Consider the following 12405-nt stretch of genomic DNA (forward strand, 5'->3'; position numbering starts at 1 on the left):
AGCCAGCATCAATCAATTGCTGCCGACGATGGAGCGCGCCGACATCATCCGCGCCTCGTTGGCGGGGCGGGGCGCCTTCATCAAGGTCGACAACTTGGCCCAAGCGGCCGTGGTCGCCAACCGCATCGCCCCGGAACACTTGGAGCTGTCGGTCGAGGACCCGGAAGCACTGGCGGACAAGGTTCGCAACGCCGGTGCGATCTTCATGGGGCGCTACACCGCCGAAGCGCTGGGCGACTATTGCGCCGGACCCAACCACGTCTTGCCGACTTCCAGCACGGCCCGCTATTCGTCGCCGCTGGGCGTTTACGACTTCCAAAAACGCAGCAGCCTGATCAACTGCTCCGCCGCCGGCGCGCAAAATCTGGGCAAGATTGCCTCGGTACTGGCGCGCGGGGAAAGTTTGACGGCGCACGCGAGGTCGGCGGAATTTAGGGTTTGAGCCAGTGATGGGCGCTCCGCAGGGGGCGTTAAACGGTTAGTGCGATGACATTGCCCTCTACGACTGGCGGCAGCGGGTTGCGTGGGTTGCAATTACGTCGTATCATAAGTGGTTCTCTATCAAGTTAAGTGGCCCCGAGCGGGTATGTGAGTGCTATGAAACCAGAAATCCACCCTCAATATAAACAAATTACAGTCACCTGCGGTTGCGGCAACACTTTTGAAACCGGTTCGGTTTTAGGTAATGACCTGCATATCGAGGTCTGCTCGTCTTGCCATCCTTTTTACACCGGCAAGCAACGTGTCGTCGATACTTCCGGCCGGGTCGATAAATTCCGTAAGAAATTCGGCAAGTAATTTTGAGCCTCGGTAAGCGGTATTCGTCCGCTTGCCGACGGTTCGCCGATGTTTGGCAAGGCTTTCCGCCGGCCTCTTTCAGTTAAAACAGCGCTTCTTCCGGGCTGAAATCCTCAAACTCAGGTTCAAGCTTGGGTGTGGACATGGTTGTTGGCGCGGTTTCCTTCGCAAAATATTCCCAAATGCCGCCTTTTTGGTCTTGCGGCAGTAGCAAGCCGTCCTCGGGGTTGATATAGGCCTGCACAATGCCTTCCGGTACCGCCAGCGGTTTTTCCGGAAAGTGGTGTAGTATCGCGTTCATGAATTTTATCCACATCGGCAGGGCCGCTTTGCCGCCGGTTTCGCCGTGGCCGAGTGGCGCGGAGTTGTCGAACCCAATCCATGCGGACGCAACAATCCCGGTCGCAAATCCATTAAACCACGCGTCTCGTTGCGCGTTGGTTGTGCCTGTCTTGCCGGCTAAATCCCCTCGGTTCAGTTGCTTGGCTTGAGTAGCGGTGCCGCGCTGCACCACATCGCGCAGCAAGCTGTTCATCAAGAAGTTGGTTTTCTCGGAAATAACCCGCGCCGCCGGATTTGGCCGAGTTTCGCCGGTTGTCGCGCAGTTCGGGCAGGCTGTTGCCGGTTTTGCCGAGTACAGCAGCCGATTCTCATGATCTTCGATGCGCTCGATTAAATAGGGCTGAATCGCGAACCCGCCGTTGGCGAAAACCGAATAGGCGGTCGCCATTTTCAGTGGCGACGCCGAGCCGCTGCCCAGCGCGAGGGAAAACGTGGTTGGTAGTTGCTCCTTCTCGAATCCGAAGCGTTGGGCGGTGTCGATGGCGTGTGGGATGCCGACTTCCTGCAGCAAGCGTATCGAAACCAAGTTGATCGATTCCCGCAGCGCCACTCGCAACGAAGTGGGGCCTAGATAGCGCCGGTTGTAATTTTCAGGCCGCCAGTCGTTTTCCTGTGAGGGGTCTTCTATCACGATTGGCGCGTCGTTGATGATGCTGGCGGGTGTATAGCCCTTTTCCAGCGCGGCGGTGTAGATGATCGGCTTGAATCCCGAGCCGGGTTGTCGTTTGGACTGGGTCGCCCGGTTGTACTTGCTGTGGTAAAAATCGAAGCCGCCGGCCAGAGCCAGTATGGCGCCATCATCGGGGTTTAAGGCCACGAAAGCACCTTCCACTGTGGGAAGCTGGGTCAGCGCCCAGCTTTGGTTTTCGAGTTGTCTTACCCGAATCAAGTCGTTGATTTTAAGAAAATCGCGGCTTTCCCGGGGTGTTTTCGCCGCTGCCTTGGCCCAGTTCACCGATTCCCAAGCCAGTTCGATGTCGGTGCCGTCGTGGAGCTTGGCCTTCACGCCGCTATCGGTCAAGCCGGTGACGATGGCTTGATGGGCGTCGCCGATGAGGGGGGCGCCGTTCTCCCGATTATTGGTATGAGGGAAATTCCGATAGCCGTGGCGTTCTTCATATTCGTGTAGCGTCGCTTGCAGGGCGCGATCAGCCGCAAGTTGAAACTCTTGGCTGACGGTTGTGTAAATTTTTAATCCTTGCGTATAGGCGTCTTCGCCGTATTTGGCCATGATTTCCTGTCTAGCCATTTCCGCGGCATAGGGCGCCTGCATGCCTATGCCCGTCGGTTGTTGGGCGGCGTCGTCGCTCGTGCTCAGCGCGGTATCGTAGGCGCGCTGGCCGATATAGCCAAGCTCCAGCATGCGCCTGAGGACGTAATTGCGCCGCTGCAGTGCGCGGTCCGGGTTCGATAACGGATTGTAAATCGACGGCGCCTTGGGAAGGCCGGCGATCATCGCCTGTTGGGCCAGCGTGAGCTGGTGAAGCTCCTTGCCGTAATAGGTCTGCGCGGCAGCGGCCACGCCATACGCGCGTTGCCCCATGTAAATTTTGTTGAGATAAAGTTCCAGTATCTGGTCTTTTGAGTAGCGCTGCTCGATCTTTAGCGCGAGCATGATTTCCTTTAACTTGCGCAGGTAAGTTTTCTCATTGCTCAACAGGAAGTTCCTGGCAACCTGCATCGTAATGGTACTGCCGCCTTGACGCTTTTGTCCGGTCGAAATCAAGCGATTCGCGGCCCGAGCCAGGCCTTTAAAATCCACTCCGCCATGCTTGTAAAACCGGTCGTCCTCCGCGGCGATGAAGGCCTGCAATTGGCGTTCCGGGACTTCGGCGATTTCGATCGGGATGCGGCGTTTTTCGCCGAATTGGCCGATCAGCAAGCCCTCGCGACTGTAGATGTTGATTGGCGTCTGATATTGGACATTGTCGAGCTGGGATATGTCCGGCAGCTCTTTATCAAGCTCCAGCAGAAAGTAGTAGCAAGCCACCGCCACGGTGCCGACCAATGTGAAGATTATTAACATCAGCCATTTGAACAGGGTCTTGAGCAATGACTTCGGTTTGGCGGGCTGTTTTAACGGCACTGGCGGCGGGGATGTTTGGCGTTTACCGGAAATCGGCGAATGTCAGCGTATAAGATCTCAGGAACAACTTAAAGTATGTTCTATAACTCGCTGTCATAAATGTGTGAAAATCAAAAAATCTATCTATACTTCGGCTTTAATCGGGTGGTGCGTTGCGGCGCTGCTCCCGAATTGACTTTCAATGTTTGGTAAGGGTTTGTTCATGAGCTGGTTTAGCAGTGGTCAATCGGCTGTGCTCGGTGTGGATATTAGCACTGCGGCGGTAAAATTGTTGGAGTTAAGCCGGGTGGGCGCGCGTTACAAAGTCGAGAGCTATGCGGTCGCGCCGCTACCGCAAGACGCGATCGTCGACAAGAACATTACTAACGTAGAGCAAATAGGCAGCGTGATCAAGAGCGCCGTCAAGCAATCGGGAACCCGCGCCAAGCACGCTTGCGTGGCGGTGGCCGGTTCGTCGGTTATGACCAAAATCATATCGATGCCGTCGTCGCTGTCGGACGCTGAAATGGAAGAGCAAATCATGGTCGAGGCCGACCAGTACATCCCTTACTCTCTGGATGAGGTTAACCTCGACTTCGAAGTGCAGGGCGCCACTAAAGGAAATCCGCAAATGGTCGACGTATTGTTGGCGGCTTCCAGGCGCGAAAATATCGAAGACCGGGTGGCGGCCTTGGCATATGCGGGGTTGAAGGCGGTGGTTGTCGATGTCGAGGCCTTCGCGATGGAAAACGCCTTTAAATTATTAGCCGATCAATTGCCCGAAGCCGTCGAGCACAAGACGGTTGCCATAGCCGATATCGGCGCCACGATGACCTCGCTGAATATTCTACATGACGGCAAGACGGTCTATACCCGGGAACAAGGCTTTGGCGGCAGGCAGTTAACCGAGGAAATTCAGCGCCGCTACGGCCTTTCTTACGAAGAAGCCGGACTGGCGAAAAAACATGGCGGTCTGCCGGACAACTACGTAAGCGATGTTCTGGAACCTTTCAAAAAAGCCATGCTGCAACAAATAGCCAGATCGTTACAGTTTTTTGTGTCTTCCAGCGCGAACCGGGATGTCGATGCGTTGATTTTAGCGGGCGGTTGCGCCTCGATAGCCGGTTTGGACAAATTGGTTGAACGTGATTTGGGGATTTCTTCCTACATCGCCAACCCGTTCATCAACATGGCTCTGTCCAATAAGGTTAAGCCGCAGAGCTTAAATAACGATACTCCGGCGATGATGATCGCTTGCGGCCTGGCGCTAAGGAGTTTCGACTAATGGCCAAAATCAATTTACTGCCCTGGCGGGAAGAATTAAGAAAAAAGAAACAACAGGAATTCGTCGCCGGTATCGGTGCGGGTGTGGCGGTGGCTTGCGTAATTTTGGGTTTGGTTTATCTCTATATCGAAGGATTGAAGGAGTACCAAACCCGCCGGAATACTTTGTTGCAGAACGAGATCGCGATCTTGGATAAGCGAATACAGGAGATCAAGGATATTGAGGACAAGAAGAATAAATTGCTGACCAAAATCGAGGTGATCCAAAAATTGCAAGAAAGTCGGCCGGAAGTGGTGCATTTGTTCGACGAGTTGGCCAGGACGACGCCGGAAGGTATCAACTTGAATAAATTCAGTCAGGCGGGCAACGACTTGACCTTGGTCGGCAAGGCCGAATCGAACGCCAGGGTATCGGCCTATATGCGGGCCATCGACAACTCGCAGTGGATCAATAGTTCGGTGCTGACCGTGATTAAAGGCGAGGGTAAGTCAGGCGGACAAATGAACGACTTCACGCTGACGGCAAAGCAAGGCCGGAAAACCGACAAGCCGGCGGGAGGTGCGGGCAAATGAATCTTTCCGAAATCAATTGGGATGTCAATGCGGCCGGAACTTGGCCGACTCCGTTAAAAGCGATCGCCATTTTACTGATTGCGCTGATCACCGGCGGCATCGGCGTCTATTTGCTGACGGTGCCGCAACTGGAAGAGCTCGATACGCTCGAGAAGCAGGAAGAAAGTCTGAAAACCGCATTCGAAACCAAGCAAAAAAAGGCCGTGAATTTGCAGGATTATCGGGATCAATTGGATCAGATCGAGGCATCGTTGGGCGAGATGCTCAAACAAATGCCGACCAAGGCCGAAGTGGCCAGTTTGTTGGTGGATATATCGCAAACCGGATTGGCCAGCGGCTTGGAGTTCAAATTGTTTCAACCGAGCGGTGAAGTCAACCGCGAGTTTTATTCTGAATTACCCATAGCGATACAGGTCGTCGGCAAATACGAGGAATTAGGATTATTTGTCAGTGGTTTGGCATCGTTGCCCCGGATCGTCACCGTTCACGACGTGGTGATGACGCCGCTGGGCAAGGAAGGCATGATGACGATGAACGCAACGATCAAGACCTACAACGAGGGCGAGAGCGCTAGTAAGGGCCAACCCGCCAAGCGACGGAGAGGCTGATGATGGGAATTCGGACGGCTAGGTCCAAATGGTCTGGCGCCTGTTTAGCGGGCATGGCGCTACTGATGCTGGCGGGCTGCGATAACGACGACTTCAGTGATTTGAACAAATACATTCAGGAAATCAAGGCCAGGCCCAAAGGGGCGATTGAGCCATTGCCGGAAATCAAGGTGGTTGAATCCTTTATCTTTAAACCGGATGGACTGCGTGATCCTTTTCAGCCGATTGAGCGTAAGGACAGCGAGGATAGTATCGATGTATCCGGCGTGACCGGCGTCAAGCCCGATGTGGAACGGCGGAAGGAAGAGTTGGAAGCCTATCCGCTGGATTCCTTGCGGATGGTCGGTACCTTGCGAGACCAGAAAGGGTTTTGGGGGTTGGTACGGGCTCGCGACGGCACGATACATCGGGTTCAGGTAGGTAACCACCTGGGCCAGAATTACGGCAAGATCATTCGTATTCTTGACGACAAAATTGAGTTGATGGAAATTGTTCCGGATAAGCCGGGTGCGTGGCGCGAACAACCGACTTCATTAGCGCTGGCTGGCGACAAAGGGTTATAAACATGGCGAAATTACGAAACACCTTAGAATCTCAATCCACCGGCGCATGGTGGTTCGCCTGGCCGTTGTGGTTGGCCTTGTTGTCCAGCCTATCGCTGGCGAACGCCGAGGATGCCGCCATCAACAACCTCGAGTTTTCGACGCTGGCCGGTAATCAGGTGCAAATTCAATTGGATATGGTCGGTGAGGCGGTGACCCCGAAAATTTTCGAAACCGATAATCCAAATCGGATCGCGCTGGACTTTGCCGGAGTCAAGAGCAATCTGGCCAAGAAAAGCTTTCCAATCAACCAAGGCGCGGTTGGCACGGTTTACGCTGTGGAGGCCTCGGGTAGGACGCGCGTCGTGGTCAATCTAGTGGAGAAGGCCCCTTATGAAATCAAGGCGGACACCGGCAAGTTCTATTTGGTCCTAAAGTCGGCCGCCACCGTTGCGTCAGTCAGTCAGGCGTCGCCGTTAAAGCAAACAGCCAAGGATTCGGTCGTCAGCAAATTTTTGCCCGAACAAACGATTAAAACTATCGACTTCAGACGTGGGCCCAACGGAGAGGGGCGCTTGTTGTTGGGGCTGTCGAATGCGAATACGGTGGTCGATACCAAGCAGAACGCCGGCAAGGTGGTCCTCAACTTTTTGAACACCAAGTTGCCGGACGCATTGACCAAGAATTTTGATGTCTCCGACTTTGCGACGCCCGTGCAAAAGATCGAAGCGTTGCCGAAGGGCGAAAACGTCAGGTTGACGATTACCCCGAACAATGAAAATTACGAATATTCCTCCTATCAAGCCGACAATCTGTTGACGGTAGAATTCCGTCCATTGACACCCGCCGAGAAAGAGGCGCAACAAAAGGAAAAATTTCCTTATATCGGCAATAAGCTGTCGTTAAATTTCCAGGACATCGAGGTTAGGTCTGTATTGCAAATTTTGGCCGATTTCACCGAACTCAATATCATCGCCGCCGACTCGGTAGCAGGCAACGTGACCTTGCGCTTAAACGACGTGCCTTGGGATCAGGCGTTGGAGCTGATTCTAAAATCCAAGGGGCTGGCTAAACGTCAAAGCGGCAATGTGGTGATGGTAGCTCCCGTTGCGGAGATCATGAAAATCGAACAGGAAGAGTTGGATTCCAAAAAAATCTTCGAAGAGTTGGAGCCGCTGAAAACCGAAAATATTCAAATCAATTACGCGAAAGCTGGGGAGATTTGCGGCGTGTTGATGGGGGTCGGCAACAGTTCGCAGGGTGGACAATCCGGCGCGGCTGGCAGCTCATCAGGGAGCAGTGGCGGTTGTGGCGGCGGCGGTGGAGGCGGCGGAAGCGGCGCGGGCGGTCAGTCTGGCGCTGCCGGCCAAGGCGCTGCTACCAGCATGCGTCTATTGTCCCCGCGCGGTACGGCTATCGTCGATGCCAGGACGAATACGCTGATCGTCAAGGATACCGCGAAGGCGATGGAGGACATTCACAAAATGGTTAAGTTGTTGGATGTGCCGGTTAGACAAGTGTTGATTGAATCCCGGATAGTGATTGCCGACACCAGTTTCGCGCAGAATTTGGGAACCAAGTTCGGCGTCGCCAATAAAGGCGGCGCGGGTGGTGGCAAGCAATACGGGTTCACCGCTTCCGGTGCCGAAACCAGTGAAAACTCGCAAATTCTGTCAGACTTGGGTGCCGCGCTTGCCGCTTCCAGCGGAGGTTCCCTGGCCATGACCTTGGCTCGCGGTGCCGACTACATGTTGAATCTGGAAATCAGTGCGTTGCAAGACGATGGCAAGGGGGAGCTGGTATCGAATCCTCGAGTAATGACCAGTGATCGGGTTTTGGCATCGATCAAGCAAGGGGTGCAAATTCCCTATCAGACTCAGAGCCAGGCGACCGGTCCCGTTACACAATTGGTCGATGCGGTTTTGGAGCTTAGCGTAACGCCGCAAATCACCCCAAGCGGCAGCGTTATCATGCAATTGGATATCAAAAAAGATTCCCCGGGCACGCCATTGGCAACCGGCGGCAATTCCACGGTGCCCATCGATACCCGCCAGTTGAAAACCAAGGTGCAAGTAGAGGACGGCGAGACCGTTGTGCTTGGCGGTATCTATGAATCCACTGTCCAAGATTCCTACAATAGCGTGCCTTGGTTGGTCGATTTGCCGGTGGTTGGGTGGATGTTCAAGAAAACCGTCAAGACCGACAACAAGAAGGAATTGTTAGTGTTTATTACGCCGAAAGTCGTCAAGGAATCGTTGACGATCAAATAATCAGCACCTGTTTTTGGGGCGTGGACCCAGGTCCACGCGGCGAACGGCCTGTGAATATTTGCGGGTAGCCTATGTTATATTGGTTCGCGTTGATTTTTGATCTCTAAACATATGGTTGTCTTTCGGCTTTTAGTTGTTGTATTCGGGTGGTGGTGGTTACAGGGCTGCGGTCAAACCGGGCCCTTGTATCATCCGGACAGTCCGCCGCCTATCTACGTACCCAAATAGTGACCAATCCATGGATTTTTTTAATTATCGGCAGAGCTTGCTCTATGCCGAAGGCGTTCCTGTCGATCAAATTGCGGCAGAGTACGGAACGCCTTGCTACGTCTATTCAAGAGCGACATTGGAACGCCACTGGCGAGCGTTCGATCAGGCTTTGGAGGAGCGGCGGCATTTAATCTGCTACGCGGTAAAGGCGAACTCCAATCTGGCGGTCCTCAATCTGCTGGCCAGGCTGGGGTCGGGCTTCGATATCGTGTCGCTAGGTGAAATGCGGCGTGTTTTAGAGGCTGGTGGCACGGCGAATCGAATTGTCTTTTCAGGGGTTGGCAAGCGTGAAGACGAGATACTCGCCGCTCTCAAAGTTGGGATACGCTGTTTCAATGTTGAAGTTAGCGGCGAATTGGATCGGATCAATCGGCTTGCGGGAGAGTTGGGCGTGATTGCGCCGGTGTCCTTCCGTGTCAACCCCGATGTGGATGCCAAAACCCACCCCTACATTTCGACCGGGCTAAAGGAAAATAAATTCGGTATCGACATTGCTGGCGCGCGGGCGGAATATCGTCGCGCGTCTCGGATGCCTCATATTCGGGTGGTAGGCGTTGATTGTCATATCGGATCGCAATTGACCGAAACCTCGCCGTTTTTGGATGCGTTGGATAAAGTACTGGAATTGGTTGATCAATTGGCTGGCGATGGAATTGTGCTTGAACATTTGGATTTGGGCGGTGGCTTGGGAATTTGCTATCGCGACGAGCAGCCTCCGGAGCCGGGTGAATATATTTCCGCCGTGTTAAGTCGCCTTGGCGATCGGAACATCGAAATCATGCTCGAACCGGGCCGAGCAATCGTCGGCAATGCCGGAATCCTGGTGACTCGAGTTGAATACTTAAAGCCGACCGCGAACAAAAATTTCGCAATCGTCGACGCGGCGATGAATGACCTGATCAGGCCGGCATTGTATAGCGCTTGGCAAGACATTATCCCGGTGCGCGCCGACGCCGGTACCGCGGAGCAGGTTTGGGATGTCGTCGGTCCGGTTTGCGAGACCGGCGATTTTCTAGGTAAGGAGCGTCGCTTGGGTTTGCGGCAAGGCGACTTGCTGGCGGTGCGATCGTCGGGAGCCTATGGTTTCACGATGAGTTCAAATTACAATTCCCGCCCCAAGGCTGCGGAGGTCATGGTCGATGGCGATCATTGTCATCTGATTCGGCGGCGAGAACCTGTCGAAATGCTCTGGGCCGGCGAACAAATACTGCCTTAAAGAAAACCATGCGCATTCACTTCACCAAAATGCAGGGGCTGGGCAATGATTTTGTGGTTATCGATGCCATCAGTCAGGCTGTAGAACTGGATACGCGGCAAATTCGTTTTATCGCGGATCGGCACTTTGGCGTGGGTTGCGATCAATTATTGTTGGTCGAGTCGCCTGTCAGTGCGAATGCCGATTTTAAATACCGGATTTTTAATGCCGATGGCAGCGAAGTGGCGCAATGCGGGAACGGCGCGCGCTGCTTCGCTCGTTTCGTACTGGATCAACGCTTAACCGCGAAGCGCGCTATCGTGGTCGATACCGACGCCGGTCAGCTAGTGCTGAACGCGAACGAGGACGGCGATATCACCGTGAATATGGGGGTTCCTCGGTTTGAGCCCAAGCAAATTCCGCTATTGATGCCGGACGAGTCGTCGGTATACACCGTCATTCTCGACGGAGATCCGGTAACGTTTTCCGCTTTGTCGATGGGTAATCCTCACGCGATCATTTTTGTGGAGGATATTGACTCGGCTCCCGTGAGTTCGCTCGGGAAAGTTCTGGAAAATCATTCGTTGTTTCCCGAGCGCGTCAATGTCGGCTTTCTGCAGATATTGGATCGACTGAGTGTTAATCTCCGCGTTTATGAGCGAGGCGCGGCCGAAACCTTGGCGTGTGGTAGCGGTGCTTGCGCGGCGGTGGTGGCGGGAATTGAGCGAGGTCTGTTGGAACGGACGGTATCCGTGCGCTTGCCGGGCGGGTTGTTAAAGATCGCTTGGCAAGGGCGCGGCCATCCCGTTTATATGACGGGGCCCGCCGTTTCCGTATACGAGGGGCAAATTGAGTTATGACAGGTGAAACATTGACCGATCAGCAAGTGGAAGCGTATTTAAAAGAGCATCCCGACTTTTTTCAACACCATCTGTCGTTGCTGGAAAACATGTGGATTCCGCATCCTAGCGGAAATGCGGTTTCATTGATTGCCAAGCAATTGGAAATTTTTCGCGTTAAACACCAGGAGCAGGAAAATCAACTGACCGCGTTGATCGAAATCGCCAGGGAAAATGACGCTTCGTTTGGGCGCATGCATGAATTGACACTGGCAATGTTGGAGGCAAATTCACTCGAGGATGTCGTGGCGAACTTAAGTGAAGTGCTGGCGGAGTGTTTTCTGACCGATTTTGTAGCGGTTAAGATTATCCGGGAATACGCCGACAGTCCCATCGGGCAATTGTTTGTTTCGCCTGACGACGAAGGGTTAAAGCTGTTTTCCGTTGAAATGTCCGGAGAGCAGCCCAAATGTGGTCGGCCGACCCTGGCTCAAGCTAAGTTCTTGTTTGGGGATATAGCGCCAGAGGTTAAGTCCTGCGCAATCATTCCGATGATGTATACCCAATTGGAAGGGTTGCTGGCTATCGGAAGCCGCGATGAAGGGCGTTTCCATTACAGTCTGGGAAGTCTTTTTTTAACTCAAATGGGCGAGATTGTTGGTACTCGGTTAATCTCGCTAATGCCGCATTTGGAATGACCGGTGTGGATGAGTCATCTGACGTTGTTTTACAAGCCTATCTCGATTACCTCTCATCCGAGAGGCGGTTGGCGCGGAATACCCTGCAAAACTATCAGCGCGATTTAACGCGGTTTGTTGATTACTGTAAGCAAAAGCAGGTACCGGTGTGTGAGGTTAAAGTCTCAAACATTCGCCATTATATCGCGGATCGACACCGTGGCGGACTGGTGGCCAAGACAATGCAACGCGAGCTGGCCGCGATACGTGGGTATTATCGCTATTTGGTGAGGATGGGGGTTCTCGACCAGAACCCGGCTTTGTCGGTTCGTGCGCCGAAGGCCGAGCAAAAAATGCCCAAGGTGCTGGATGTTGACCAAATGTGCGGTTTGCTCAGTGTTTCGCCGGATTCGATATTGGAGATTCGAGATTTGGCGATGTTCGAACTAATTTATTCCTCCGGTCTGCGGTTAAGTGAGTTGGTCGGTCTGGATGTTTGTGACCTTGATTTGTACAGTGGAATGCTAAGGGTGCGTTTCGGTAAAGGCGGTAAGGAGCGGTCTTTGCCTATTGGTGCTTGTGCGGTGTTGGCGGTGCGGCAATGGCTTGATTCCAGGCCGGCTTCGGATTGTCAGGCTCTTTTCGTAAGTTCAACAGGTAATCGCTTAAGTCCTCGGAGCGTACAGTACAGGCTCGATAAGTGGGGTAAGAAGCAAGGTGTGGCTGAGCATTTGCACCCTCATATGTTTAGACATTCGTTTGCTAGTCACATGTTGGAAGCCAGTCACGATATTCGCGCTGTTCAAGAGTTATTAGGACACAGCGACTTAGGAACTACTCAAATTTATACCCATCTGGATTTTCGCTATTTGGCGGACGTTTACGACAACGCGCACCCAAGAGCGCGAAAGGTGAAAAATAATTGACAGATGACGCGAACTC

General features: G+C 53.5%; 13 protein-coding genes. 12 read left to right on the forward strand and 1 reads right to left on the reverse strand.

The genetic code is table 11. The annotated features are described in order from the left end of the window. Together AC3B8H_RS13110 and rpmE are read left to right on the forward strand one after the other, a co-directional pair. On the forward strand, positions 1 to 442 hold a 442-nt coding region (locus AC3B8H_RS13110), incomplete at its 5' end, for a histidinol dehydrogenase (protein WP_488441994.1). 155 nt (positions 443 to 597) lie between these two features. Further along, the gene (rpmE, locus tag AC3B8H_RS13115) at positions 598 to 798 is read left to right on the forward strand and encodes a 50S ribosomal protein L31 (RefSeq protein ID WP_082885273.1); all 201 of its coding nucleotides are present in this window, start codon (positions 598 to 600) and stop codon (positions 796 to 798) included. An 82-nt stretch (positions 799 to 880) separates the two neighbouring features. Here rpmE and AC3B8H_RS13120 read toward each other — a convergent pair whose 3' ends face one another. Continuing rightward, the gene (locus AC3B8H_RS13120; RefSeq protein WP_488441995.1) at positions 881 to 3166 is read right to left on the reverse strand and encodes a penicillin-binding protein 1A; all 2286 of its coding nucleotides are present in this window, start codon (positions 3164 to 3166) and stop codon (positions 881 to 883) included. Between the two features lie 262 nt (positions 3167 to 3428). On the opposite strand from AC3B8H_RS13120, the gene AC3B8H_RS13125 reads away from it, so the two are divergent. The 10 genes from AC3B8H_RS13125 (at position 3429) to xerC (ending at position 12389) form a co-directional block, all read left to right on the forward strand. Next, positions 3429 to 4490: a pilus assembly protein PilM gene (locus AC3B8H_RS13125; protein ID WP_488441996.1), complete on the forward strand. Its 1062-nt coding sequence runs from the start codon at positions 3429 to 3431 to the stop codon at positions 4488 to 4490. Then, a complete protein-coding gene (locus tag AC3B8H_RS13130; RefSeq protein WP_488441997.1) occupies positions 4490 to 5062 on the forward strand; it encodes a PilN domain-containing protein in 573 nt (190 codons plus the stop codon). Before AC3B8H_RS13125 ends, AC3B8H_RS13130 begins: the two co-directional genes overlap by 1 nt. After that, positions 5059 to 5670, forward strand: coding sequence for a type IV pilus inner membrane component PilO (locus AC3B8H_RS13135; protein WP_488441998.1), 612 nt, complete (start codon positions 5059 to 5061; stop codon positions 5668 to 5670). The genes AC3B8H_RS13130 and AC3B8H_RS13135 overlap by 4 nt, the downstream gene beginning before the upstream one ends. A gap of 2 nt (positions 5671 to 5672) precedes the next feature. Beyond that, positions 5673 to 6233 carry a pilus assembly protein PilP gene (locus tag AC3B8H_RS13140; RefSeq protein WP_488442004.1) on the forward strand — a complete coding sequence of 187 codons (561 nt, stop codon included), beginning with the start codon at positions 5673 to 5675 and terminating at the stop codon, positions 6231 to 6233. A 2-nt stretch (positions 6234 to 6235) separates the two neighbouring features. Continuing rightward, positions 6236 to 8482: a type IV pilus secretin PilQ gene (locus AC3B8H_RS13145; protein ID WP_488441999.1), complete on the forward strand. Its 2247-nt coding sequence runs from the start codon at positions 6236 to 6238 to the stop codon at positions 8480 to 8482. Between the two features lie 111 nt (positions 8483 to 8593). Continuing rightward, the gene (lptM, locus tag AC3B8H_RS13150) at positions 8594 to 8710 is read left to right on the forward strand and encodes an LPS translocon maturation chaperone LptM (protein WP_488442000.1); all 117 of its coding nucleotides are present in this window, start codon (positions 8594 to 8596) and stop codon (positions 8708 to 8710) included. A gap of 10 nt (positions 8711 to 8720) precedes the next feature. Next, the gene (lysA, locus tag AC3B8H_RS13155) at positions 8721 to 9968 is read left to right on the forward strand and encodes a diaminopimelate decarboxylase (protein ID WP_488442005.1); all 1248 of its coding nucleotides are present in this window, start codon (positions 8721 to 8723) and stop codon (positions 9966 to 9968) included. An 8-nt stretch (positions 9969 to 9976) separates the two neighbouring features. Further along, positions 9977 to 10807, forward strand: coding sequence for a diaminopimelate epimerase (gene dapF, locus AC3B8H_RS13160; protein ID WP_488442001.1), 831 nt, complete (start codon positions 9977 to 9979; stop codon positions 10805 to 10807). Then, positions 10804 to 11484, forward strand: coding sequence for a DUF484 family protein (locus AC3B8H_RS13165; RefSeq protein WP_488442002.1), 681 nt, complete (start codon positions 10804 to 10806; stop codon positions 11482 to 11484). Before dapF ends, AC3B8H_RS13165 begins: the two co-directional genes overlap by 4 nt. Next, positions 11481 to 12389, forward strand: coding sequence for a tyrosine recombinase XerC (gene xerC, locus AC3B8H_RS13170; protein WP_488442003.1), 909 nt, complete (start codon positions 11481 to 11483; stop codon positions 12387 to 12389). The genes AC3B8H_RS13165 and xerC overlap by 4 nt, the downstream gene beginning before the upstream one ends. Positions 12390 to 12405 lie beyond the last annotated feature (16 nt).

The organism is Methylomonas sp. BG-2 (assembly GCF_057766305.1).

What these genes read in the sequence shown, in the direction of transcription:
- rpmE (WP_082885273.1), top strand. Translation starts at nt 598, where the DNA reads ATGAAACCAGAAATCCACCCTCAATATAAACAAATTACAGTCACCTGC.
- AC3B8H_RS13120 (WP_488441995.1), bottom strand. Translation starts at nt 3,166, where the DNA reads ATGTTAATAATCTTCACATTGGTCGGCACCGTGGCGGTGGCTTGCTAC.
- AC3B8H_RS13125 (WP_488441996.1), top strand. Translation starts at nt 3,429, where the DNA reads ATGAGCTGGTTTAGCAGTGGTCAATCGGCTGTGCTCGGTGTGGATATT.
- AC3B8H_RS13130 (WP_488441997.1), top strand. Translation starts at nt 4,490, where the DNA reads ATGGCCAAAATCAATTTACTGCCCTGGCGGGAAGAATTAAGAAAAAAG.
- AC3B8H_RS13135 (WP_488441998.1), top strand. Translation starts at nt 5,059, where the DNA reads ATGAATCTTTCCGAAATCAATTGGGATGTCAATGCGGCCGGAACTTGG.
- AC3B8H_RS13140 (WP_488442004.1), top strand. Translation starts at nt 5,673, where the DNA reads ATGGGAATTCGGACGGCTAGGTCCAAATGGTCTGGCGCCTGTTTAGCG.
- AC3B8H_RS13145 (WP_488441999.1), top strand. Translation starts at nt 6,236, where the DNA reads ATGGCGAAATTACGAAACACCTTAGAATCTCAATCCACCGGCGCATGG.
- lptM (WP_488442000.1), top strand. Translation starts at nt 8,594, where the DNA reads ATGGTTGTCTTTCGGCTTTTAGTTGTTGTATTCGGGTGGTGGTGGTTA.
- lysA (WP_488442005.1), top strand. Translation starts at nt 8,721, where the DNA reads ATGGATTTTTTTAATTATCGGCAGAGCTTGCTCTATGCCGAAGGCGTT.
- dapF (WP_488442001.1), top strand. Translation starts at nt 9,977, where the DNA reads ATGCGCATTCACTTCACCAAAATGCAGGGGCTGGGCAATGATTTTGTG.
- AC3B8H_RS13165 (WP_488442002.1), top strand. Translation starts at nt 10,804, where the DNA reads ATGACAGGTGAAACATTGACCGATCAGCAAGTGGAAGCGTATTTAAAA.
- xerC (WP_488442003.1), top strand. Translation starts at nt 11,481, where the DNA reads ATGACCGGTGTGGATGAGTCATCTGACGTTGTTTTACAAGCCTATCTC.